Below are 24,676 nucleotides of genomic sequence, written 5' to 3'. Positions count from 1 at the left end.
GTCCGCTGTGGACGGCTTCGTCAGGGCCAAGACGGAAAGTCTGGTTCGGTTTTTCGATGCGTCAAAAGGCTGACCGAGCCCGTTCCCGGGATCACTTCTTGTGTTGTTCTGTTGGCCGTGAGTAGATGTTCATCACGACGCGGGGTCGGCGCTACCGCGGCGTTTCCCCGCGCGACTAAGACACCGCGGGCCGTTCGGACGGGGTGAGGTGGATAGATGGTCAGCGTTGGCTCGGTCTCGGAACTGACTCGGAACATGAGGCGGTATCCGGAGGAAGTCGCGGCGGAGACACAACCCGACGCGGTGACGGTGGTCCTGGCCGACGCTCAGCCGGTGGTGCGCAGGGGCCTGCACGCCCTGCTGTCGCCGTCGGCTGAGGTCGCCGTGACAGGTGAGGCGGCGTCCGCGCGGGAGGCGTTGGCGCTGGCCACCGCCACACGTCCCGACGTGCTCGTTCTCGACGTCGAGCTGCCGGGGTTCCAGGCGGGGGTGACGATCCAGGAGATCAACCGGGTGTCGCCCTCGACAGCGGTGCTGGTCTTCACCGCGGTCGAGGACGAACACGCGATCCTCGCGGCCATGTGGGCGGGCGCCCGGGGCTACGTGCTCAAGAGCTGCCCGGGCGACGGCATCGTCCGGACGATCCGGGGCCTCGCGACGGGTGAGGTCATCCTCGGCCCCCGGGTGGCCGACAAGCTCATCGGGCAACTGACCCTGGAGCCCCGCAATCAGCAGCTCTTCCCGGAGCTGACAGCCCGCGAGCGGGAGGTGCTGGAATTGATTGCCTCGGGTATGCGCAACGTGGCGATCGCCGCGAAGCTGAATTTGTCCCCGAAAACGGTCAGCAATCATATTTCCATCATCTTCAGCAAATTGAACGTTTCTGACCGGTACGAGGCGATCGAGGTCGCCCGCCGGGCGCGGTTGGGGCGCCCCGGGCCGCCCGGCTCCCGGTCACCAGTGGTGCCTGGTGGCAGCGTTCTGCTGACCGGCAGGCGTGGTGTCGTGGCGCCGGGCGCGGCCGCGTACGCCGGCGCGCGGTCGGTGCGGGGGTGAGCGGGATGAGCCTGGACCTGGACGCGATCGCCAACCGACTGGAGCCACGGTTCGGCCGGGCCGCGCACCGCTGGGTGGGCACGCTGCGCCAGCGGCTCGACGACCTCGTCGAGCAGTGGGAGTTAACTCTCGGTGACCCGCTCAAGTCCGGCAACTCCTCAGTGGTGTTCCGGTGCGTGGGCCCGCTCGGCGACGCGGTGCTCAAGCTGTCCCCGGACAGCTACGCCGTGCGGGAGGAGGTAGACATGCTGCGCCAGTTCGCCTCCAGCGGACGGGTGCCGGCGGTGCGGGAGTCGGCCAAGGGCGCCGTCCTGCTCGAAGCGATCCACCCCGGCACCCTCGTGGAGAAGATGCCGCAGCCGCCCTCACCGCGGGAGTACGCCGCCTTCCTCACCGATCTGCACGGCGCGGGCGACCCGGCTGCCGCTCCCCGTCAACTGGCGGACTGGATCGACGTGCTGTTCAACTCGGCGACGCGCCGGGGCGCCGACCTGAGCGGGTCCAAGCGGCTGCGCGACGACCTGTTCGCGGTGCCCACCGACACCGTGCTGCTGCACGGGGACCTGCACCTCGGCAACGTGCTCAACGGCGGAGGCAGGGGCCTGGTGGCGATCGACCCGATGGCGTGCGCCGGTGACCCCTGCTTCGACGCCGTGGACTACGTGCTGGAGGGTCTGGACCGCGCGGAGATGGTGCGCCGCCGCGACGAGCTGGCGAGCGCCGCCGGCATCGACGTGGGCCGGCTCGACGCCTGGTGCCGGGTGACGGCCCCGATCGGCGCCACGTACGTCAGCAATCCCGTGCACTCCGCCGAGCTGGCGGCCTTCGGGCGCGGCGAGTACTGACCGGCCGACCACCGCCCCGGTCCGACGGCAACCCGCGTCGGGCCGGGGCCGCGCCATGCCCGGGGACCCGCGTCGACGTGTCGCCGACGCGACCGGGAGCTTTTCCTGGTGGGGCAGGAGAACGTGCTCTGCCGCGCGGGACGTGCCGGGCCGCACGATCGGTGCATGGTTCGTACCGGTCGTGCTTCCTTCGCCCAGGAACGCCTCTATTTCCTCGATCAGCTCCAGCCCGGAAACCCGGCGTACGTGGTGGCCTTCGCGGTGCACCTGCGCGGTGCGCTGCGACCCGAGGCCCTCTGCACGGCCCTGACCCGGGTGGTCGCCCGGCACGACGCGCTGCGCACCACGTTCGCGGTGGTCGACGGTGTCCTCACCCAGCGGGTGTCGTCGACGCCCGCTGTGGACGTCGACATCACCGCCGACGGGTGGGTCGATCGCGCCACCCAGGAGGCCCACCTGCGGACGCTCGTCGCCGAGCAGGCCCGGCAGCCCTTCGACCTCGCCGACGGGCCGGTGGTACGGGCCTTCCTGCGCTCCTGGGGCCCGGACGAGCACGGCCTCGCGGTGCTCGTGCACCACATCGCCTGCGACGGGTGGTCGGTGGGTCTGCTCCTGCGCGACCTGGCCGCCGAGTACGACGCCACTGTCGACGGGTCGGTGGCCGCCTACGACGAGCCCGCCGAGTCCTACCTGGCGTACGCCGAGCGGCAGCACGAGACGTGGCGGCGGGACAGCTCGGGCCTCGACTTCTGGCGTGCGGCGCTGGTAGACGTGCCACAACTGGCGCTGCCCACCGACTTCCCCCGCCCGAGCGTGCTCGGCACCACCGGCGCGGTGCTGCGCCGCCCGGTCGAGCCGGAACTGGTGCGGCGGCTGGGGGAGTGGGGGCGGGCGCGGGGCGTGACGCTGTTCGCGGTGACGCTCGCCGCGTACGCCTCGGTGCTGTCCCGGTACGCGCGCCAGGACGAGGTGGTGGTCGGCGTTCCGGTGGCGAACCGGATGGACGACGCCGAGGAGCGCCTGGTCGGATGTCTGGTCAACACGCTGCCGATCCGGCTCGACGTGTCCGGCCGGCCGAGCTTCACCGAGCTGGTGGACCGGGCACGACGGACCAGCATGGCGGCCTTCGCCAACCAGGACGTGCCGTTCGAGCAGATCGTGCGGGCCACCGTGGGGGAGCGGCAGCTCAGCCACGCGCCACTGTTCCAGACCTCGCTGACGGTGCAGAACTTCCCGTTCGCGTTCCCCGAGTTCGCCGGGGTACGGCTGACCGAGGTCGACGTCGAGATCGACGTCACCAAGTTCGACCTGGGCCTGACCCTCGACGTCTCCACCGACGTGCCGTTCCTGCGCGCCGAGTACAGCACCGAGCTGTTCACGGCGGAGACCGTCGGCACGCTGCTCACGCACTACCTGACGTTCCTGCGGTCGATCGTCGACGAGGAGCAGCGGGAGCCGTCCATGGTGGACGAGGCCGAGCGGGCGCAGCTCACCGAGGGGGTGAACCCGCCGCTCGCGTCGGCGCCGGTCACGCACCCGTCGGTGCTGCGTCGCTTCGCCGACCACGCGGCGGCGACCCCGGACGCGGTGGCCGTACGCCACCGGGACGTCGAGATCACCTACGCCGAGCTGGACCGGTGGGCCGGGCGGATCGCGGCGGGCCTGGCCGACCGCGGTGTCCGCCCCGGTGTCCGGGTGGGGCTGCTGCTCGGCCGTTCACCGGCGGTCGTCGCGGCGATCCTGGGCGTGTGGAAGCTCGGCGGCGTCTACGTGCCGCTGGACCCGGACTACCCGCGCCAGCGCCTCGAACTGATCGCCGCGAACGCCGGGATGGCGGTGCTCGTGGTGGACCCGGAGACCGCAGAGGCGGCCGCGGCGCTCACCCGCGACAGCGGGACCCCCCTGGCCGACGCGCACACCCTCGACGGAATCTCCGTGCTCGAGGAGACCTTCCCCGGGCCGGACGACCCGGCGTACGTCATCTACACCTCCGGCTCGACCGGCGTACCCAAGGGGGTCCTGGTCGGGCACGGCGGCCTGGACGCGCTGAACAGCCCGACCCCGGCGGGCCTGGACGTCACGGCCGCCGACGTGTGGCTGGCGGCCAGCTCGTTCTCGTTCGACGCGTCGGTGTGGGAGATGTGGGGCGCGCTGACCACCGGCGCCCGGCTGGTCATCGCCGACCGGGTCGACCTGGTGGACCGGGAACGGCTGGCCCGGCTGGTGCGTCGCGAGGCCGTCACCGTGCTGTTCCAGACCCCGGGCGCGCTCTACCGGTTGCTGCCACCGTACCTGCGGGCGCTCGACCCCGACGAGACCTCCCGCATCCGCTACGTCGTCCTCGGCGGTGAGGCGCTGAGCTGGTCGCGGCTGGCGTCGCTGATCGCGGACGCGCCGGGTCTGCAAACGGTGTTCGTCAACATGTACGGCATCACCGAGGGCACCATCCACGTCACGATCTTCCAGGCGTCGGCCGCCGACGTGCCCCGGGTCCCCGAGGGTGCCATCGGCGTGCCGTTGCCGTCGGCGCGCTGCTACGTCCTCGACGAGGACCTGCGGCCGACCGGCCTCAACGTGCCCGGCGAGCTGTACTGCGGCGGCGCGCTCGTTGCGCACGGCTACCTGGACAACCCGGAGCTGACCGAGGCGCGGTTCCCGCCCGACCCGTACGGCGGCGGGGTCATGTACCGCACCGGCGACGTGGTGAAGTGGGGTCTCGACGGGAGCATGGTGTACCTCGGCCGCAACGACACGCAGGTGCAGTTGCGCGGCTACCGCGTCGAGCTGGCCGAGGTGGAGGGCTCCCTGCTCACCCACCCCGCGGTGCGGTCGTGCGCCGTGGCCGCCGAGGACGACGAACTCGTCGCGTTCGTGGTCCACGGGATCGGCCCGGACGCCGAGCACGACCTGCGGGCGCACCTGCGCGAGACACTGCCGGCGTACATGGTGCCGTCGCGGATCCTGACCGTGGCGACCATCCCGCTCACCGCGCACGGCAAGGTGGACCTTCCCCGCCTGCTGGCCGACAGCCGCGCGGCACGGACGGCCACCGCGCCGTCGCGGCCACCGGCCGCAGTGGTCGGCACCGGGTTGGAGGAACGGATCCGGGCCTGCTGGGTCGAGGTGCTGCGGCGGCCCGACGTCGGGCTGCACGACAACTTCTTCGACCTGGGCGGCCACAGTTTCGCGCTGATCGCGCTCCAGCAGCGGATGTCCGAGGAGGGTCTGGACGTCTCGGTGACCGACCTCTTCCGCTGCGGCACGATCGCCGGCTGCGCGGCGGCGCTCCAGCACACCGCGCCCGTCGTCGCGGACCCCAACGCGGCGCAGCGCCGCCATGGCCGCGCCCTGCTGGCCGACCGGCGGCGCAGCGTGGGAGCCGGCCGTGGCTGAGCTGGACGACAGCGCCGCGGTGGCGGTGGTCGGCATGGCCATCCGGGTCCCCGGCGCCGAACGCGACCTGGACCGGTTCTGGCGACACGTCCACGACGGCGTCGACGCCGTCAGCGTCTTCACGCCCGAGCAGCTCGTCGGTTGGGGCGTACCCAAGGATCTGGTGGAACAGTCGGGCTTCGTGCCGGCCCGCGCGGTGCTCACCGACGCGGACCGCTTCGACCACCGGCTGTTCAGCTACTCACCGTCGGACAGCGCCCTGATGGACCCCCAACAGCGGATTCTGCTGGAGTGCGCCTGGGCGGCCCTGGAGCACGCCGGCCACCCGCCGGTCGCCGCCGACGGCAACCGGGTCGGGGTGTACGTCGGCACCGGGCTCAACGTCTATCTGCTGGACAACGTGTGGCCCAATGAGCGCGCGGTCGAGGCGGCCGGTGGCCTGGGCGTGATCATCGGCAGCGACAAGGACTTCGCCGCCACCCGGATCGCCTACAAGCTGAACCTTCAGGGGCCGGCGCTGACAGTGCAGACCGCCTGCTCGACGTCGCTCGTCGCGGTGCACCAGGCGACGCAGGCGCTGCTCACCTACGACGCCGACGTGGCACTGGCCGGCGCGGCCACCGTCGCCCCGCCGACCCGGCGCGGACACCTGCACGAGCCCGGCGGCATCTTCTCCGCCGACGGTCGCTGCCGCGCCTTCGACGCCGCCGCCGACGGGACGGTGCCGGGCGACGGAGCGGGCGTGGTGGTGCTCAAGCGCCTCACCGACGCGCTGCGCGACGGCGACACGGTGCACGCGGTGATCCGTGGCTCCGCGGTCAACAACGACGGCGCCCGCAAGGCCGGCTTCACCGCGCCCGGTCCGACCGGTCAGGCCGCCGTCATCGCGGCGGCGTTGGAGGTGGCCGACGTCGACCCGGACACCGTGGGCCTGGTCGAGACGCACGGCACCGGCACCGCGCTCGGCGACCCGATCGAGGTGGCGGCGCTGCGGCAGGTGTTCGACTCCGCCCGGCCCGACCGGGCGCCCTGCGCGCTGGGCGCCGTCAAGTCGGTCGTCGGACATCTGGACACCGCCGCCGGGGTGGTCGGCATGATCAAGACGGTCCTGGCCCTGACGCACCGGACGATTCCTCCGATCGCCCACCTCCGTACGCCCAACCCGGCGATCCGACTGGACGGCTCGGTGTTCGAGCTGCCGACGACCGCCCGACCCTGGGCGCCTGTCGACGGCGTACGCCGCGCCGGGGTGAGCGCCTTCGGCATCGGCGGCACCAACGCCCACGTAGTGCTGGAGGAGGCGCCGCCAATCGCGGCCCGACCCCGCCGGCACGTCCCGCAGCTCGTCCTGGTCTCTGCGAAGACCGCCGCGGTGGCGCAGGAGAGCCTGGACCGGGTCACCGCGTTCGCGGCGGGAACCGCCCCCGGGGACCTGGCCGACCTCGCGTACACACTGCGGACCGGCCGCGCCGAGCTGCCCTGGCGGGCCGCCGTCCTGACCGGCGTGACCGACGGGGTCGCCCGGCTGCGCAAGGTCGACGCGACGGCTCGGGCGCGCGGGGTGGCGCTGCACCTCACCGGGGCCGGTGCGGTGACCGGCAACCGACCCAACTACGACGCCGACCCGGTGTACCGGCGGACCGTCGACGAGGGCGTCGCGCTGCTGCGTGGCCACGACCTGGACGATTCGGCCCGGGAACGCGGCGACCGGCTGCTGGCCTGCGTCGGCCTGACCCGGTCGCTGCGCAGCCGGGGCGTCACTCCGCGCGCCCTGGCCGGTGACGGCGTCGGCGCGGTGGCCGCCGCCGTCGTGGCCGGGGTGATGTCGCTCGCGGACGCGCTGGCGCTGCTGCGCGACACCGACGACTCCGGGGTACGCCTGCACCCCGCCGCTCTGCCCCTGCTCATCGACGGGCGGCCCGACGACAGCGCCTTCTGGCGGGCCGCCGCCCTTCGTCCCCCGACGTCGACGCCGCCCCCCGACGCGCCCGACCAGGTGCTCTGGATCGAGGTCGGCACCAGCGTCACCCCGCACCTGGACGCCGACCAGCCGGCACTTCCCGCCAACCGGCACGCCCGACTGCTGGCGACCGTCGGCGCGCTGTGGCAGCTGGGTCTCACCGACGCCTGGGATCCCGTGCACGACACCGGCCGCCGCCGGCTGCCCGCCCCCACCTACCCCTTCGCGGCCACCCGGCACTACCTGGACGCACCCGGAGCCGACCCGACCACAGAGAGGCGACACTGATGCGCGACGTACACGACCGGACCTGGGTGGCCGAGTTCGAAGAGCTGTGGATGGAGGTGCTCGGCGTCGACACCGTCGACGACGACGACGACTTCTTCGACCTCGGCGGCCACTCGCTCAGCGCGCTGCGGCTGAGCACCCTGATCCGCCAGGAACTCAACCTCGCGGTGATGTTCGGCCACGTGCTGGAGAACCCCCGCCTCGCCGACCTGCGCAAGGTCGCGAGCGAGGTGCCGCTGGAGCGTCCGGCGGCGGAGACCGCCTGATGGTCGCCCCCGACCTCGCCGCCTGGGCGCCGCTCGCCGCGCGGGTGCTCGGCGGCACCCCCGAACAGCTCCGCGCGGTGGCCGCCACCGAGTCGTTCGTCGCCCTGGGCGGCACCTCGCTCCAGGCCATCGCCCTCGTCGCGCTGGGCCAACGCGAGCTGCGGGCGGACGTGGACAGCGCCCGCCTGCTGTCGGCGTTGCCGCTGGCCCAGGCCCTCGCCGGCGCCGTGGACTTCGTCGACACCGCGCCACCCGTCGTCGCGCGGCGGCCGGCAGAGCGGGAGCTGCTGCCGGGTCAGCGGTCCATGCTGGCCGCGCACCTGCTGGACCAGGACGCGCCGTACCACCTGATGTTCACGGTGGAGGCGGACGGGCCCCTCGACCCGGCCCGGGTCCGGTGGGCGCTGCGCGAGCTGGCCACCCGACACGAGGCGCTGCGGACACGCTTCGTGCGCGACCCCCGCCAGGCCCGGATCGTGCTGCCCGCGCCCTACGAGCCGCGCCTGCTGCACCAGACGCTGCCCGACGACGACGCGGTACGCGCCGTGCACGACCTGTACGGCCCGGCCGCCGCGCGTCTGCTGCGCCCCTTCGCGCAGCCACCCGTGGTGTTCGTACTGACCCGAACCGGCCGGCGCGACCTGCTCACCATGCTGGTGCACCACACGGTCAGCGACGGCTGGAGCGTCGGACTGTTCGCGCGGGAGTTTGCCGAGTTCTACGCCGGGGACGGCCCGGCCGAGGCGGCCCCGTCGCCGGACTGGGTCGGCACCCGGCTCGCCGCGCAGGAGTCGTCCGGCGCGCTGGAGTCCGCCCTGACCCGGGTCGCCGCGCGGCTGGACGGGGCACCGTGGACGGTGACGCTCCCCACCGACCTGCCGCCGGTCGCCGAGGCCGACGGGCGGGGCGCCCGACTGCGCTTCCACCTGGACGAGACGGCGGCGGAGGCGACGACCGGGTTGGCCCGGGAGTGCGGGGTGACCGTCACGTCGGTGGCCCTGGCAGCCTGGGCGTTGACAGTGTCCCGCCGCGCCGGTCTGGACGACCTGGTGCTCGGGGTGCCGGCGGCGGGCCGGTTCGAGGCGGGCATGGACCGCCTGGTGGGCCTCTGCACCCGGGTCGTCCCGGTCCGCTGCGCGGCGACCGACGACAGCACCGTCCGGGAGTTCGTCCGCGGGATCGCCGACGCCCTGGCCGCGGCGGTCGCCGACGCCGACGTGCCGTTCGAGAAGGTCGTCTCCGCGCTGGGCGCCGGCACCGACCCGGGACGGAACCCCCTGGCCCAGCTCGGCTTCGCCGCCCACCACGAGCTGGTGCCCGACGAGCTGGTGGTGGGCGACCGTACCTGGCGGGTGCACGAGAGCCACTGCGGCGGCGCGGTGTTCGACGCCCTGCTCTACCTCCAGTCGTGGTCGGATCGTCCCCGGTTCGCGCTGGAGTACGCGACAGCCCTGCTGACCGCCGCCGACGCCGGGGAACTGGTCGAGTCGTTCCAGGCGGCGGTGCGGGAGTTGGCCGCCGACCCGGACGCGACGGTGCGGGACGTCACCACGCTCTCGGCGGGTCAGCGCGCCCGGTTGCGCGAGCTGGGCTCGGGCGGGACGTACGACACCGCCGACGACGTGTGGCACCGGTTCGCGGCGTACGCGGAGTCGGCGGGCGAGCGGTCCGCGCTCGTCGACGCGCACACCGGGCTGACGCTCACCTACCGGGACCTGCACGACGCCGCGGTCGAGCAGTCCCGTCTCCTGCACGGCCACGGGGTGCGTGCCGGCCACGCGGTTCTCCTGGAGGTGCCCCGCTCGGCCGCCGAGGCGGTTGCGGTGCTGGGCGTGCTGCGGCTCGGCGCGCACTACGTGGCCGTGGATCAGCACGCCACCGCCGAGTGGCGTACCCATCTGGCGGCGACCGTCGCGGCGCGGGCCCGCCTCGGTGTGGGCGAGCCCTGGCCGGGAGTCGTCGACTGCCCGCTCGTCGATCCGCGGACGCCCGTCGGGGCAGACCCGGTCGAGGCGGCGCCGACCGACCCGGCGCGCACCGCGTACGTCTCCTTCACCTCCGGTTCGACGGGCGTGCCCAAGGGCGTCGTCGTGCCGCACCGGGCGGTGCTGCGACTGGCCGACGACCCGGGGATGTTCGCCGAGCGGCCGGGTATGCGGATGCTGCGGCTGTCCCCGCTGGCGTTCGACGCGTCCACCCTGGAGCTGCTGGTGCCCCTGGCCACCGGCGACACGGTGGTGGTCTTCCCGCCGGAGGACCCGACGCCACGCGGGCTGGCCGACGTCCTGAGCACCGCCGGGGTCACCCACGCCTGGCTCACCTCGGGCGTGTTCCACCTGGTCGCCGACCACCGTCCGGACGCGTTCGCCGGGTTGCGGCAGCTGTTCACCGGCGGGGGAGTGGTGTCACCGCCGCACGTGCGCCAGGTGTTGCGGGCCTGCCGGGGCCTGCGCCTGACCAACGGGTACGGCCCCACCGAAAACACCACCTTCACCACCACGTACTCCGTCGAGCACGCCGACGCGACGCCCGACCCGCTGCCGATCGGTGCTCCGGTGCACGGCACCGACCTGTCCGTCGTCGACGCGTCGGGTCGTCTCGTCCCACCGGGCGCCGTCGGCGAACTGCTGGCCGGCGGCATCGGTCTGGCCGACGGGTACCTGGGCGACCCGACGAGGACGGACGCCTCCTTCGTGCGCCACGACGGGGAACGCCGTTACCGCACCGGGGACCTGGTGCGCTGGGGCACCGACGGCCAACTGCGCTTCCTGGGCCGCAACGACCGCCAGGTAAAGATCGCCGGACACCGGGTGGAGCCGGTCGACGTCGAGCGCCGGTTGCGGGCGCAGCCGGGCGTCCGCGACGCCGTGGTCTTCCCCACCGGTGACCCGGCGAGCGGGGTACGCCTCTGCGCGGCGCTCAAGCCCGACCCGGACGGCGTCGACGTGGCCGCCGTGCGCCGCGCGGTGGAGCCCGACCTGGCCCCGTACGCCCGGCCGCAGCAGTGGGTGACGGTGACCGAGTTCCCGCTGGACCGCAACGGCAAGGTCGATCTGCGGGCGCTGGGAGCGCTGGCCCAACCGACAGCGCCGCCGGAGACCTCGGCCGCGCCGCCGGAGACCTCGGCCGCGTCGGCCCGGGTTCCCGCCCAGCGCTCGGCGTCGCTGGCCGAGTTCGAGGAGCTGGTGATGGGCGCCTGGGTGGAGGCGCTGGGCACCGACGACTTCGACGTCGACGAGGCGTTCTTCGACGTCGGCGGTGAGTCGCTGCGCTTGGCGATCGTGCGCCGGCTGCTCCAGGAGCGGCTGGCCGGCCGGACCATCCCGCTCACCGACCTCTACCGCTTCCCGACCGTCCAGACGCTGGCCCAGCATCTGCACGCGCAGACCGAGAGAGCAGGCGTACCCTCATGAACGACGACATTGCGATCGTCGGCCTGGCCGGTCGGTTCCCCGGCGCCGCCGACGTCTGGGAGTACTGGTCGAACCTGGTCGCCGGGAAGACCACTGTCAGTGCGCTGACTCGGGGCGAGCTGCTGGCCGCCGGGGTGCCCGCCGACCGGCTCGACGACCCGGCGTACGTGCCGGCGCGCGGAGTCCTGGCCGACCCGGACTTGTTCGACGCGGCCTTCTTCGGCATCACTCCGAGGGAGGCGGAGACGATGGACCCGCAGCACCGGCTGCTGATGCAAACGGCGTGGGCCGCGCTGGAGTCGGCGGGGCTCGCCACCGAGCGACCGTTTGGTCGGGTCGGCGTCTTCGCCGGGGCCGGGTTCAACTACTACGCGCTGCACCACGTGTTCGCCCAGCCCGACGTCGTCGAGTCGCAGGGGCTGCTGTCGGTCGTGCTGGGCAACGAGAAGGACCACCTGGCCGCGAAGATCGCGTACCGGCTAAACCTGGGCGGACCCGCCATCACCGTGCAGACCGCCTGCTCGACGTCGCTGGTGGCGGTGCACCTGGCCTGCCAGAGCCTGCGCGGCGGCGACTCGGACGTGGCGCTCGCCGGTGGCGCCTGCGTGGCCGTGCCGCAGCAGGCCGGGTACCTCTACGAGACGAAGGGCATCATGTCGCCGGACGGCACGTGCCGGCCCTTCGACGCCGCGGCCGACGGCACCGTGCCCGGCAACGGGGTCGCCTTGGTGGTGCTCAAACGCGCCGAGGACGCCCGCCGGGACGGGGACACCGTGTACGCCCTGATCAAGGGGTCGGCGGTGAACAACGACGGTGGGATGAAGGTCGGCTACACCGCGCCGGGCATCGCCGGGCAGGTCGACGTGCTGACCCGCGCGTACGCCTCCGCCGCCGTCGACCCGGCGACCGTGGGCTACCTCGAGGCGCACGGCACTGCGACCGAGGTCGGCGACGCCATCGAGCTGGCCGCGCTGACCGAGGTGTTCCGCAGCGGCGGGCGACAGTGCTCGATCGGCTCGGTCAAGGCCAATGTCGGGCACCTCGACGCCGCCGCCGGTGTCGCCGGTCTCATCAAGGCAGCGTTGGCCCTGCACTTCCGGCAGATCCCGCCGCTCGCCGGCCTGAAGCAGGCCCGGCCCGAGCTGCTGGACGGGTCGACACCGTTCACAGTGGACACCGTCGCCCGTCGGTGGGAGGCCGCCGATGGTCCGCGCCGCGCGGCGGTCAGCGCCTTCGGTCTGGGTGGCACCAACGTGCACGTGGTGCTGGAGGAGGCCGACGGCCCGATCCCGCCGGAGCCATCGGCCGCCGACGGCCCCGCCGAGGTGATCGTGCTGTCCGCGCGGACCTCGGAGGCGGTCCGCGAGGCCGCCGAGCAGGTGCACGAGTACGTGCGGCAGCGCCCCGACCTGTCCGTGCGGGACGTCGCGGTGACGGCGCAGGCGTACCGCCGGCACTTCCCGCACCGGTTGGCGGTGGCCGCGCGGGACGTCCCGGCGGCGCTCGCCGGGCTGCGCCGGGCGCGGGTGCGCGCGGCGGCCCGCCGACCCCGGGTGGTCTTCCTGTTCCCCGGGCAGGGCGCCGAGTTTCCCGCCATGGCGCGGGGTCTCTACGACCACTACCCGTCGGCGCGGGCCGACCTCGACCACGGGGCGGAGCTGCTGGCCCCGGTCCTCGGGCTGGACCTGCGGGACGTCCTCGTCGACGACGACCCGCAAGGTGTCGTGCACCGCACGGACGTCACCCAGCCGGCCCTGGCCCTGTACGAGGTGGCGCTCGGCCGGCTGCTGCTGTCGTGGGGCGTCCGTCCGGCGGCGATGATCGGCCACTCGGTTGGTGAGTTCCCGGCCGCCGCGCTCGCCGGTGAGCTGGCCGACGACGACATGCTGCGCCTGGTCGCCACCCGGGGCCGGCTCATGCAGGACGCCCCGGAGGGTCACCTGCTGGTCGTGCTGGCCGGGCCGCGCACCGTGGAGGAACACCTCGCGGGCCTGGACGCCCTCGACATCGCCGCCCGCAACGCGCCGGAGGTCACCGTCGTGGCCGGACCGCCGGCACCGCTCGCCGCGTTCCGCGAACGCCTGGACGCGGCCGGCGTGCCCTGTCGGGCGCTGCCCGCGCAGCGCGCCTTCCACACCCGGATGATGACCGACGCGGCCCGGCTGCTCGGCGTCGAGGCCGACCGGGTGCCCCACCGACCCCGGACCATCCCGGTGGTCAGCAGCGTCGACGGCGCGCTGCTCGACGCCGGCCGGGCGCGTGCCGAGGGCTACTGGGCGGCACAGTTGCGCAGCCCCGTGCGCTACCACGACGCCCTGCTGACCGCGCTGGAGCTACCCGACCCCGTGCTCGTCGAGGTCGGTCCCGGCACCGCGCTGACCAGCATGGCCCGGCAGACACCGCAGGGACGGGGGGTGCCCGGGTTCGCCATACAGCCGCGACCGACGCCGCGGGCCGACGCCGCCGACGTCCTCGCCGGGCTCGGTGGACTGTGGACGGCCGGGGTGACGGTGGACTGGCCGGCGGTGCGCGGCGACACCCCGGCGCGACGGGTGGCGCTGCCCACGTACCCGTTCGCCCGTACCCGTCACTGGCTGGAGGCGACACCGCCACCGGCCCCGGACACCGCCGAACCGTCGCCGCCTCCCGCGGCTACCGGGGAGAGCACGGTGGTGGGCGAGATCGTGGAGCTGTGGGGCCGGTTGCTCGGCTCGCCCGACATCGGGCCGGACACCGACTTCTTCACCGTCGGCGGTGAGTCCCTGCTGTTCATCCGCATGGTCAACCAGGTGCAGCGCCGCTTCGCCGTCCGCATCCCGATGGAGAAACTGTCCGCGCGACCCACGCCGCGCGTCCTGGCCGAGCTGGTGACCGCATGACCGACCCCACCGACCTGGCACATGCGGCAGCGGTGGCGGCCGTGCTCGCCCAACGCCTCTCCGGCGCGACGTCGGTAACGGTGCGCGGCCCGCACGGCGACCACACGCTGCGCGTGCACCCGGACACCACTCTGACAGAGGTACGCGCGCAGACGCGGACACCGTCACCCGAGCTGTCCCCGGTGGACGTGGTGCTGGTGACACCCGGCCCACCGGGCGAGGCGGCGGGAACGGTGGGCCCGGTGCCGGTCTGGCTCGCCGGCGACCACTGTCATCCCACCCACCTCCAGGAACGACTGGACACCCTGAGCGGATGGCTCACCGCCCATCCCGACCGCCCGGTGCGCGAGGCGGTGCTCGTCGGTCCCCGGGAGCGGGCCACCCTGCTCGGCTTCAACCCCGCGCCGACCCCGGCCCCCCGGACACCCGTGCACGAGGCGATCTGCCGGCAGGCGGAGCGCACCCCGGACGCCGTCGCGCTGCGCGGCGGGGGACGCGACCGCAGCTACCGGGACCTGCTCGACGAGGCAGCGGCGCTGGCCGGGCGACTGCGCGCCGAGGGCGTGGGCCCCGGCTCGGTCGTCGCCCTGTGCACCGAGCGGAGCCCGGAGATGGTCGTCGCGGTGCTCGGTGTCCTGCTGGCCGGAGCGGCGTACCTGCCGCTCGACCCGTCCCATCCGAGGGCCCGGCTGGACCTGATGCTCACCACCGCCGACGCCGCGCTGGCGCTCGCCGACGAGGAGGGACGGGTCGCGCTCGGCACCGGCGGAGCCCCGGCCGTTCCGGTGCGACCACTGGCCGGCGCCGACCTGCCCGCCTTGCCCGTCGACTGGCGCGGCTACCGCGCGCCGGAGGAGGTGGTGGACGGGCTGTCGTACGTCATCTTCACCTCCGGGTCGACCGGGGCGCCGAAGGGTGTGCAGATGACCCATCTGTCGCTGGCCAACCGGCTGTCGTGGATGCAGGAGGAGTACCGCATCGGGCCGGGCGACGTGGTGCTGCAGAAGACGCCGTACACCTTCGACGTGTCGGTGTGGGAACTGCTCTGGGCCTTCCTGGCCGGCGCGACGCTGGTCACGGCCGAGGCCCAGGCGCACCGCGACCCGCAGGAGATGGCCGCCGTCATCGCCCGCGAGGCGGTGACCACAGTGCACTTCGTGCCGTCGATGCTCGCCCTGTTCGTCGAGGAGCCCGGGGTCGCCGCGTGCGCAGCCCTGCGCCGGGTGATCTGTAGCGGGGAGGCCCTGCCGCCGAAGCTCGTCAACAAGCTCACCGCCACCCTGACGACGGTGCGGGTGGACAACCTGTACGGCCCCACCGAGGCCGCGATCGACGTCACCGCCTGGCCGTGCCGCCGACCCGAACCGGACCCCACCGTCCCGATCGGCAGGCCGATCACCAACGTCACGGCATACGTGCTGGACGACGACGGTGCGCTGGCCCCGCTGGGCGTACCCGGGGAATTGGTGGTCGGCGGCGACTGCCTCGCCCGGGGGTACGCCGGACGGCCCGACCTGACCGCCGAGCGGTTCGGCACCGTGCACGTCGCCGGGCGTCCCCAGCGGGTGTACCGCACCGGCGACCTGGCCTGGTGGTCACCACAGGGGTACCTGAACTACGGCGGGCGCATCGACACGCAGGTGAAGATCCGTGGGCAGCGGGTGGAACTCGGCGAGATCGAGTCGGTGCTGAACAGTCACCCGCTCGTCGCGAACAGCGTGGTGCTGCTCCGCGACGACCTGGGTGCGGCCCCGACCCTGGTGGCGTACGTGGTGACCGAGCGGCACGCCGACGCGGGCGACGTGAGCGAGGCGGCACTGCGGGCGTTCCTGGCCGAGCAGCTTCCCGACCACATGGTGCCGCTGCGCCACGTGGTGCTGCCCGAGTTGCCCGCCACCGCCAACGGCAAGGTCGACCGCAGGGCTCTGCCCGCCCCGCCGGCCCGGGTCCGCCGGCCGGTACGGGTCGGGTCACCCTCGGCGTAGGGCGTCGGGAGCGGAGGAGTCCGCAACGGGTCCGAGGGATTTGGCGACGCGCTGCTCCACGGCCTGTGCGACCTGGACCGCGAGGAAGGAGTGTCCGCCCAGGTCCAGGAAGTTGTCGGTGTTGCGCACCTGCTGCTGGAGCACCTCACCCACCACCTCCAGGGCCACCACCTTGATCTCCGTCGGCCCCACGCCCGTGCTGCCCCCCTCTCGGCCGGAGTGCTCTTGGCGAGCCCTCGGCCCGGCACCACGGTGCGACCGTTCCCGCGATGAGGCCACGCAGCAGAGCGGCGACCGGCGCGGGGACTGCTCACCCCTCCTCACGTTCAGACGGAACGATCCTCGTGTCCCGAGGACACGCCCACCATCGTTTCGTTAGGGGTTCTTAGTGTTGGTGTCGATGGTGTAAACGACGTCTGGCCCGACGTCATGGCGGGTGATGCCGGGTACGTCCGGGATGTGAAGCAGTGGTTCGTATGGGGTACCTAGGACCCGGTCGCGCAGCAGGACGACGCTGCGGATGCCGAGCTGGTGCAACCGATCCAGGGCCGGCTCGCTGGGGAAGGTCGCCATAACGTCGCGGATCGCCTGACGGTTGGGTGTGGTGTAGCTGGCCGCACCGTTGACCATGGTGGGAAAACCGTCGGTCGACCAAAGTAGAACGTGGAGGTCGATGCCGTCGTTGGACGGCAATACCATGATCGGAGCGTGCGCGGAGGCTAGCGCCATCGCGGCCGGTTCGGCTGGGGTTTGGGGGTGGTCCAGGTCAGGCAGGCCCTCAGCTAGCACGAGGACCAGCAACGGAACGGTCAGCAGCCGTGCCGCGCTCACCGACCATTTCGGCTTGGCGCCCCTGCGAGCCACCTCGGCCAGGTGGGTGACCAGGCCGGCCGCGAGGATGGCCAGGCAGAGAGTGGGCCACAAGATCAACCGGCCTGGTGTACGGGATCCATCGAACCCGGGCACGTAAAGATAGAGCAGGCGGTAGATCGGCCCGTTCGTGCCCAGCGCGAACAGCACTCCGACGACCGCCCCAAACAGCAGCAGAAGCCGTTGCACCGGTGACCAGCGGGATAGGAACAAACCGGCGAAGGCCAGTAGATACAGTGCATACCCGCATAGCAGCACTTTCTCAGTCGGTACGTCACCAAGAGCGGTGCGGGCGTCGTTGTGCAGGGTGCCCCAGGGCAGCGAGGACTGCGGCGCCACGAGAAGCCCGCGCAGTGTCGGGGAGAAAAACGCGACGTAGTCCCAGTCCCGGGTGACATTTGGGTTGAGCTCGCGCACGTGTTGGTACGCGTACGCGAAGTATCCGGTCACCGCGGTGAAGGCCAGCCCGCCGATCAGATCACTGACGATCAGCCGCGGGCTAAGGCGTGGGCGGTGGATCAGCCAGGCTGTCAGTGTGATCAGGCAGAGGGCGGCGAGGACGTATACGAATCCCAGCCCCACGCCGAAGCCTAGGCTGACCTGCCAGGCCGCGACCAGCCAGCCAGCGAACGCCCAGCCCGGCCGGACTCGTTCGGCAAGGTAGCCGCGGGTGAACGAGAGTCCGTGGCCGCGCGCCAGCATCGCCAGGGCCAGAGTGATGCCACCGGTGGAGAGAATATTCAAATGGCCGTCGTGGCCGTAGCGCCAGGGCGCGTAGGCGAGGGCGGCCCCGGCTACCGCGGCGGCGACCTTATTCGCGCCAAGCTGGCGCAGGAGCGCGTAGCCGCCGAGGAAGGCGAGCGCGAAAGCCAGCACGAACAGGATGTTGTAGCGCAGCACGGCGCCGACTACACCGGTGCCTATCAGCCCTGCCGGGGCATAGCCGAGCAGGCTGTCGTTCAGGGCTAGGCCGTACGCGTCGGGATAAAAAGCGTTGGTATCCCACAGGCCACGCAGACCGTGGGTGAGAGCGTGGCCACCCCATCCCACCAGCCATGCTTGGGCCGTCGGGTCACCCACGTCACCGACGATGGTGTGGGCCGGGTCGGCGATCGGCACAGTCTTGCCGCCGGCAGTCACCACGCGAACGTACGGCGGAATCAGCCAGATCATCGCGACAGCGAGGAGCACCGAACCGAGGCTCGCGATACTCAGTTCCCGCCGATGGGCCCCACGTGTCAGCCAGTCCCTCGTGCCTGAACTGGCACGCGCGAGTCGGCCAGTTTGTCCAAGCTCGCTGAGAGTGGCGGCTGATGTGGGGCCTCCTGCCGGTGGCTCTACCTGCGTCATCACATCCACCCTCACTTTTGAACCGCCGCAGTAAATCATGAGCAGGCCGGCGCATGGAGTCAAGACATCGATCAATGTCTTTCAGGTAGCCGGGCCGTACGCTGTTTATCAAAGACGTCTTGTCACGCAGGAGTCGCGATCGGTGCAGCGGCGAATACTGCCGCTGTCGGAACAGGACACGCCAGGGTTGCTGCAGGCCCTCGCCAGGGTTCCGGACCCACGGGACGCCAGCGGCCGGATCCATCCGCTGCCGGGACTGCTCGCGATCGCGGCGGTGGTTTCGGGATCGAGCCGCGTCGTGGGAATCGTCGAATGGGCCGCCGACCTGCCGGAGCGGCGTGGGGCCGTCTCGGTGCAACCCGCCAGCCCACCAACCCAGGCGAGCCGAGCAGACCAGGGCCAGGGTGCAAGGTCGTTCGTCCGGTAGGGCGCTCTACCTTGTCACCCTGGCCCTGGCCCGCTCCACCAAGGTGTGGGTCGGCGGCAGACAGTGAGGATGGTGGGGTGGGTCGCCGGGTTGGTCTGACTCACCGGCAGACCGACGGTTGCTGTCCTGATCCCGATTCGTCGGCCGGCTCGGTGGCCCCGCCAACTGCATGTCACCGGTCAGGCGTCGTGACTTGATAGGAGCCTGTGCGAGAGGCGCCCACCACTGTGTTGTCCGCATCGCCTGACCGGTGACGTGTCCACGTGTTCTCGACGCGACCGAGAAGGGCGGACCTCACCAGCAATGCAGCGAAGAAGCGATCGGTCATCGGTGGTGTCGACACCCACCGGGACACTCACCATGCGGCGATCATCGACAGTACCGGCGGTCTCCTGGCGGATGTCGAGTTCCCCGCGACCAGCGACGGCTACGCGGACCTGCTGGCCTGGACGCGGTCCTTCGGTCGCCTGGTGGCGGTCGGGGTTGAGGGCACTGGTAGCTACGGCGCTGGCCTCGCCCGCGAGGGCCACCCTCGCCGGCACCGCCATGGGCATCCCGAAGAGCCGCACTGGTCCGGTCGAGGCCATCCGCGCTCTACGGGTTGCTCGCCAGGGCGCGGTCAAGGCCCGAACCGCCGCGATCAACCAGATGCGGGGCCTGGTCGCCGCTGCCCCGCAAGCCCTCCGGGTCGAGCTGACCACGCTCAGCGCCGCTGTCCTGGTCAACCGCTGTGCCGCCCTCACCACCGACCTGAGCCGACTCCACGACCAGGAACAAGCCACCGCTGCGGCGCTGGCCGGGCTCGCCCGACGGGCGCTCGCTCTCACCGAGGAGATCCACGCCCTCGACCGACAACTGACACCGCTGGTCCGTCGAACCGCACCACGCACCAGCGCTCTGTTCGGACGTCGGCACCGACGTCGCTGCCCAACTCCTGACCACTGCCGGCGACAACCCGACCGACTCCACTCCAAGGCCGCCCTCGCCCACCTCTGCGGAGCGGCACCCATCCCCGCCAGTTCCGGACGTGTGCGCCGCCATCGTCTCCACCGAGGAGGCGACCGCGGCGCCAACCACGCCCTGCACACCATCGCCCTCTGGCCGTCTGCGCTACGACGAACGCACCCGCGCCTACCAGCAACGACGCATTACCGAAGGCCTCAGCAAGCAGGAGATCCTGCGCTGTCTCAAGCGCTACATCGTCCGCGACGTCTACACCGCCCTCCGCGCAGACTCTCCTGCCCTGAGCACTTGACCCCCAGAGGAGCATCGGGATGGCAACGCCTTGTCGCCTGCCTTTGGTTCTATGGTCAGCCGGCATGGCAGTATCTCGGCCGTGACCCAAGCCGAGCAGGTTCCGCATCGCGATGATCGTGCGTGGCCGCGTGGAGCGGGGCCAATCTCCCTAGTCGTTGGTCTGGCCGTGACCGCTTTCGGGGTCGCAGTGACCGCGAGCTCTGCACAGGCCTTCACATCGGCGCTCTGTCTGCTTGCGGGTCTGCTGATCGGATCGTCATTGATAGTCGTCGGAATGCAGCGATGGCTCTCCGGCAAGGGGATTCCGGCCGGGCTCGGCATCACTTCGGCAGCCGTTGCAGTGGCCGCCTGGATCTTTTTCAGAGTGACCGGCATGACTGGTGGGGGAGGCGCACTCTTTGCCGGCCTAGTGGGTGGCCTTCTTTTCGCCAACGTCTGGGCCATCCAGGCTGCGAGGGCGAACCGTCGACGGTGAGGGCGTGGCTGACACTACGTCCAAGCATGCCCGATCCGTGCCCGAAACAACGGCGAGCAACGGTTAACGTCAGCAGACGCGACGCCTCATTCCCCGCGGATTGTGCTTCTCTTCCACCCCGAACTCCGGCCCTCCTCAGAGATCGCTGCGGATCCCCTCGCCGGGCACCACAAGGGCTACCAGCCTCCCCGGACGGGGACAAGGTCGTTCGGACCTAGAGCGCTCCACCTTGTTCCCGTCCGTGGGAGGCTGGACGGTCAACGACTGCCCGACGAGGAGATCCGCCGCAGCAGCGCGGTTTTCAAGCGTTGCCACCGGACCCCAGCAGCAAACTGACCTGAGTCAGCATGTCTGACGACATAGCCCCAGCGCGGCGGAATGCGTACCTACTCTCGCTGATTCGCCCGGCCGGGTTCAGAGTCCAGTGCTGCGGGCCCCAGCAGCCCTGCTCCTCAAGGAGTATCCGCGCCAGAGCTCCGATCTCTCCAGCGGCGCCACAGGCGGTCAACATCGCAGCGAGGACATCGCCCGCATCCAAGGGGAGGTCCGCGTCGCTCATGATCGGCAACAACAGAACGACTGTGTGAGGGTCAAGGCGCGGGGCCGATCCGGCTTCGGTCGCGGCGTAGAGGGATAGAACCGCTAGATGGCCAGACGCCACAAGAGCCCTCTCGTCAGGGGACAGCTTCCAATCGTCGTGCCTATGCCGAACGGCCGGTCAGTCTGGCGGATGCGCGGCGTGCCTATGCCGATCGACAAGCCCGCTGGGAGCGGAGACGCCGCCGTGCGGCGCCCGAAACAGGCTGACGTGCTTGGACCGCTCGCCGACCGCTTCAGCGCTTTCGCGGCGCGTAACGAAGGTACGGCCTGGTTATGTACGACCCTCAGGGTGACGAGGTCACCGGCCTGCGAACTTCGCCGCCGCCGAGTTCACCCCGCGGGTCGTCCAGCGAGCCGGCGGGATGTCGAGCCTGCTCGGACTCGTCGCCGCTGGCGTTGGGGGGTGACCCGGTTGGCCCGCTTGGCCAGCAGCATTCGCCGCCCCGGGGTGGTTTTCGTGCCGCTGGCCGACGACCGAGCCGAAACCGTCGTAGCGTGGCTGCCCGCACGCGACGGGCCAGCGCAACGGAATCTGCCCGGCATCGCTGCTGACCTCGCCGCAACTGGTGACCTGACGCGCTGAGGCTGACACCGGCCGTCGACAATCGACATCCGGATCGGCAAAAGCGGATGCTCAGCATCTGACGTCGGCATCGCCGGCACCGCAGATCGTGGCCCGGCGCCGCCGGTGTTCTACGGGATCAACTCAGCCATGGGGAGCGCCTCGTCCAGCCGACCAGCGGCCAGGTCGTCGTGACGGATCACGAAACTCCCGTCACTCCGGTAGTAGAACTCGTTGTCTACGGGAAAGCGGGCGAGCGACACCCACTCACTCGTCAGCCGGTGCGTCTCCTTCTCCACATGGGAATACCATTTCGCGACCGGGATGACGATCTCGCCGGTCTTCTCGCGCCACGCGAGGGTCTGCTCCGCAATACTCTTGATTACCTCCTTGTCGGCGTACCCGCCGAGGTAGGCGCTGGCGTACCCGTTGTCAGGCGGCCAGAGATCGTTGGCCAGCGTGCGGAGTTCGTCCAGGTGCGGCAGGTCACGCTCGAGGTCCCGGGCCAACTGCTGCTGGAAGGGCGACAGGTCGTCCTCGTCCTCGTCCTCGTCCTCGTCAGCCTCGTCCTCGTCCGCCCCGAACCAATCGGGGAACTCCGCGCGTAGCGTGGCGCCGACGTCGTACTGCTTCTCGGTGAACGCGGGGTCGGTGGATCCTGCTGCCACCTCGGTATCGGTGCCGGCCGGCACATACACGACTCGCCCGTACCTCCGCTCCCCGGTGGCACTGGCCTGCTCGTGGTTCAGGAAGAACAGCAGCGAGCCGTCTGCCGGCAGGCCGAAGCCCTCGACTCTTGGCATCGCCGCACAGTCGACCGAAAAGATGAACGGCAACGGACTGACCCCGTCGGACGGCCAGTCCATGCCCACCGGCAGCCGGGGCAACCCACCGAACTGCCCGACCGGATCACCGCTGGATCCTCCGCTCAACCGGATCGACAAACGGAGGTGCTGGATGAACCGGCTGATCTCGTCGTCCGGGATGCCCAACGCGAGCGCTGCACGACGAAGCTGACCCTGATGATCCATAGCGCAACATGGTGCCACGAGGGCGAGCCCGGCGACCGTGCGCCCACGGCCCGCACGCGCTGTCGTCGGCATCGCTGTCGCCGGGATCGGGTGCACACATCTCGACAGATCGGCGCACTGTCGGCGGCAGCGCCAGGAGTCGTAGTCCTTGAGCGGCGTTACGTGACTATCGGCGAGACCGGCATGTGGTGGGCCGGTTATGGCTGTCCCAGTGGAGCCGATCTCGTTCGTTATAGCCACCCTTTGGTGACCAAAATGCTTGGCGTCGGCGTTGACACCAGCTCGACGTGCATCGGCGCCCGCCACGCCGAGCCGCGCACCAGCGTGCGACAGCCGCTAGCGGCCTGTCGTCGAGGGTGGCTATCCTCCAGCGATGCTGACGCAACGCCTCGTGGTGGTCTGGTGACGACGTACCGACGTCGCGGGCATTGGCGAACAACGTCGGGCGGTAAGCGGCACTGGGTGTCCACCCACAACGTGAGTCGTTCCTCTGCTAGGGCTTCCGCGCCGCCGCGGCGGAGCTATACGAGGTCGTCATCATCTCCAACGCCGTCCAGCACCTCGGTAGGGTGGATTACCCCTAACGCCCGCTGTCCCCTCTGCGGCGCGTCGGTCTATTTCTACGCCAATGAGCATGGCAGTCGAGTCTTCTTCGATGATCTAGGACCGCCATGGCCCAAGCATCCGTGCACCGACCACCCCGCACGGCACGTGACCACCGTGGGTGGTCGCCAGGCACCGAGCCACCGTGACTTCAGCGTCGCCCAGCGGCAGAGCGAGTTGCGCGATCGTCGATGGAAGCTTCACGCCGTAAAGGACATCACGATCGAGGACGGCCAGCCGAGGATCACTCTCCAGCCGCTCGACGGAGCTGGACGATGGACCTCGTGGACAGCCTCCGAGCCGCTGCCCCTGCAAGCGGACGACCTTGTCTTCGTGCGAGCACAGCAGATGTCCTACTTCAACAGAGAGGCGTGCGAACCCGCAGTCGTCGAGGTCGAGGATGCCAGGCGCGCCGCTGCGATCGCCCAAAAGCTAATCACCGAGCGGGATAGGGAGCATGTTCTGGCGACGGTTGCCGCGCAAGTCGCGGCAGGTGACATGACGCCGGACGAGATGGCGAGTGTGACGGTCGCTGTCCAGGCCGCCCGAACCCGCGGCGAACTCGCGGACGTACTCAAGGTCAGAGTCACCGACCTGAAGGTCGCGCCGCCTCGCCCCGGCGACCTGTGGCTGCTAGCGATCGCGTTCGTGCTCATGGTCGGGGCGACCAGCGCCGCCGAAGGCGGACGTAGCTTCCTGATGATGCTTCCCGGCTTGCTCCTCGTGGCGACGGCCGTCTACCGTCTCAACCCGGGCATGGAGCGTGGGCCGAGGGTCTCGTTTGCCGTGGTAGCAGCCCTGGTGACGATCTGTCCCGCTGGAGTGCTCGGCGGTGCGATTCAGGTCGAGATCCTCCATCGCTGACCACGGTCATGAAGTACGTGAGTCGACGATTCGCGACGCGACGATTTGCCGCGACCTCGTCGATCCCAGCTGCTCAATTTGGTGATCTTGACGATGTCGGGATGAGCGTCTGGCGATGTCTCCGCAGCTCAACGACCACTGTCGGCAAGCAATGATGAGCTCGGTTGGGCTGCTGTCGGTAGCAAGGGGTTTGACAAGCAATGACAACTCCTGAACAGGCTCGACAAGAGGCTGTCGTGGGTTCGAATCCCTGGTTGCTCACGAGCGCTGGGCCGTGCTGGTGCTGGCTCGAACAGTTCTAGTTGCCGCGGACGGTCAGTCGCGCGTGGTCGGGTAGTGAGGTCAGTACTCGGCGCTGGCCGGTGGCGGGGTCGACGGCGACCAGTTCAGCGGCGTGGGCGGTCCAGCTGTTCAGGAGGATCTCGGTGCCGGGCGAGATTGAGGAATTGCTTCACCTTGAGCCATTTTCATCGTGACGGTGCAGGTCACGGGCGGTGCGGGAGGCCGCTGTCCATGTAGGACGAGGCTCCCGGTAAGACAGCAATCGACCAA

Annotated in this window: 13 protein-coding genes and 1 pseudogene; 11 read left to right on the top strand and 3 right to left on the bottom strand. The window is 71.2% G+C overall.

Translation table 11 applies throughout. The features are described 5' to 3' along the window. Nucleotides 1-255: 255 nt before the first annotated feature. From ABZU74_RS28080 to ABZU74_RS28045, 8 genes are all read left to right on the top strand, one after another. Nucleotides 256-1,056, top strand: coding sequence for a response regulator transcription factor (locus ABZU74_RS28080; protein ID WP_355429863.1), 801 nt, complete (start codon nucleotides 256-258; stop codon nucleotides 1,054-1,056). 5 nt (nucleotides 1,057-1,061) lie between these two features. Next, a complete protein-coding gene (locus tag ABZU74_RS28075) occupies nucleotides 1,062-1,901 on the top strand; it encodes an aminoglycoside phosphotransferase family protein (RefSeq protein WP_354974201.1) in 840 nt (279 codons plus the stop codon). Between the two features lie 165 nt (nucleotides 1,902-2,066). Next, nucleotides 2,067-5,294 carry an amino acid adenylation domain-containing protein gene (locus tag ABZU74_RS28070; RefSeq protein ID WP_355429860.1) on the top strand — a complete coding sequence of 1,076 codons (3,228 nt, stop codon included), beginning with the start codon at nucleotides 2,067-2,069 and terminating at the stop codon, nucleotides 5,292-5,294. Continuing rightward, nucleotides 5,287-7,542 (top strand): beta-ketoacyl synthase N-terminal-like domain-containing protein, encoded by a 2,256-nt coding sequence (locus ABZU74_RS28065; protein WP_355429857.1) that lies wholly within the window; start codon nucleotides 5,287-5,289, stop codon nucleotides 7,540-7,542. Before ABZU74_RS28070 ends, ABZU74_RS28065 begins: the two co-directional genes overlap by 8 nt. Next, nucleotides 7,542-7,808: a phosphopantetheine-binding protein gene (locus ABZU74_RS28060; RefSeq protein WP_278146919.1), complete on the top strand. Its 267-nt coding sequence runs from the start codon at nucleotides 7,542-7,544 to the stop codon at nucleotides 7,806-7,808. Before ABZU74_RS28065 ends, ABZU74_RS28060 begins: the two co-directional genes overlap by 1 nt. Beyond that, nucleotides 7,808-11,221 (top strand): amino acid adenylation domain-containing protein, encoded by a 3,414-nt coding sequence (locus ABZU74_RS28055; protein WP_355429854.1) that lies wholly within the window; start codon nucleotides 7,808-7,810, stop codon nucleotides 11,219-11,221. The genes ABZU74_RS28060 and ABZU74_RS28055 overlap by 1 nt, the downstream gene beginning before the upstream one ends. Next, nucleotides 11,218-14,100, top strand: coding sequence for a type I polyketide synthase (locus ABZU74_RS28050; protein ID WP_355429852.1), 2,883 nt, complete (start codon nucleotides 11,218-11,220; stop codon nucleotides 14,098-14,100). Before ABZU74_RS28055 ends, ABZU74_RS28050 begins: the two co-directional genes overlap by 4 nt. Beyond that, nucleotides 14,097-16,085 (top strand): amino acid adenylation domain-containing protein, encoded by a 1,989-nt coding sequence (locus ABZU74_RS28045; protein WP_355429849.1) that lies wholly within the window; start codon nucleotides 14,097-14,099, stop codon nucleotides 16,083-16,085. The genes ABZU74_RS28050 and ABZU74_RS28045 overlap by 4 nt, the downstream gene beginning before the upstream one ends. On the opposite strand, the gene ABZU74_RS28040 is transcribed toward ABZU74_RS28045, so the two are convergent. Continuing rightward, a complete protein-coding gene (locus ABZU74_RS28040; RefSeq protein ID WP_355429846.1) occupies nucleotides 16,071-16,277 on the bottom strand; it encodes a phosphopantetheine-binding protein in 207 nt (68 codons plus the stop codon). The two genes, ABZU74_RS28045 and ABZU74_RS28040, sit on opposite strands and share 15 nt — an antisense overlap. 183 nt (nucleotides 16,278-16,460) lie before the next feature. Beyond that, nucleotides 16,461-18,146, bottom strand: a complete 1,686-nt coding sequence (locus tag ABZU74_RS28035; protein WP_355429843.1) for a hypothetical protein — start codon at nucleotides 18,144-18,146, stop codon at nucleotides 16,461-16,463. Nucleotides 18,147-18,995: 849 nt separating this feature from the next. On the opposite strand from ABZU74_RS28035, the pseudogene ABZU74_RS28030 reads away from it, so the two are divergent. After that, a pseudogene (locus tag ABZU74_RS28030) lies at nucleotides 18,996-19,987 on the top strand (transposase). An 81-nt stretch (nucleotides 19,988-20,068) separates the two neighbouring features. Continuing rightward, nucleotides 20,069-20,464: a hypothetical protein gene (locus tag ABZU74_RS28025; protein WP_355429840.1), complete on the top strand. Its 396-nt coding sequence runs from the start codon at nucleotides 20,069-20,071 to the stop codon at nucleotides 20,462-20,464. 1,293 nt (nucleotides 20,465-21,757) lie between these two features. Here the strand turns inward: ABZU74_RS28025 and ABZU74_RS28020 are convergent. Continuing rightward, entirely contained in the window at nucleotides 21,758-22,657 is a 900-nt protein-coding gene (locus ABZU74_RS28020) for a DUF1963 domain-containing protein (protein WP_355429838.1), read from the bottom strand. A 711-nt stretch (nucleotides 22,658-23,368) separates the two neighbouring features. Between ABZU74_RS28020 and ABZU74_RS28015 the strand changes: the two genes are divergently transcribed. Then, a complete protein-coding gene (locus ABZU74_RS28015; RefSeq protein WP_355429835.1) occupies nucleotides 23,369-24,124 on the top strand; it encodes a DUF1707 domain-containing protein in 756 nt (251 codons plus the stop codon). The last annotated feature ends 552 nt before the right edge of the window (nucleotides 24,125-24,676 follow it).

Origin of the sequence: Micromonospora sp. NPDC005171 (assembly GCF_040608575.1) — a bacterium.
In the GTDB taxonomy this organism is placed as follows: Bacteria; Actinomycetota; Actinomycetes; order Mycobacteriales; family Micromonosporaceae; genus Micromonospora.
Note: the sequence above shows the minus strand (reverse complement) of the source record. Positions and strands in the feature narration are given on the sequence as shown.

What these genes read in the sequence shown, in the direction of transcription:
- ABZU74_RS28070 (WP_355429860.1), top strand. Translation starts at nt 2,067, where the DNA reads ATGGTTCGTACCGGTCGTGCTTCCTTCGCCCAGGAACGCCTCTATTTC.
- ABZU74_RS28075 (WP_354974201.1), top strand. Translation starts at nt 1,062, where the DNA reads ATGAGCCTGGACCTGGACGCGATCGCCAACCGACTGGAGCCACGGTTC.
- ABZU74_RS28020 (WP_355429838.1), bottom strand. Translation starts at nt 22,657, where the DNA reads ATGGATCATCAGGGTCAGCTTCGTCGTGCAGCGCTCGCGTTGGGCATC.
- ABZU74_RS28055 (WP_355429854.1), top strand. Translation starts at nt 7,808, where the DNA reads ATGGTCGCCCCCGACCTCGCCGCCTGGGCGCCGCTCGCCGCGCGGGTG.
- ABZU74_RS28080 (WP_355429863.1), top strand. Translation starts at nt 256, where the DNA reads ATGAGGCGGTATCCGGAGGAAGTCGCGGCGGAGACACAACCCGACGCG.
- ABZU74_RS28045 (WP_355429849.1), top strand. Translation starts at nt 14,097, where the DNA reads ATGACCGACCCCACCGACCTGGCACATGCGGCAGCGGTGGCGGCCGTG.
- ABZU74_RS28060 (WP_278146919.1), top strand. Translation starts at nt 7,542, where the DNA reads ATGCGCGACGTACACGACCGGACCTGGGTGGCCGAGTTCGAAGAGCTG.
- ABZU74_RS28050 (WP_355429852.1), top strand. Translation starts at nt 11,218, where the DNA reads ATGAACGACGACATTGCGATCGTCGGCCTGGCCGGTCGGTTCCCCGGC.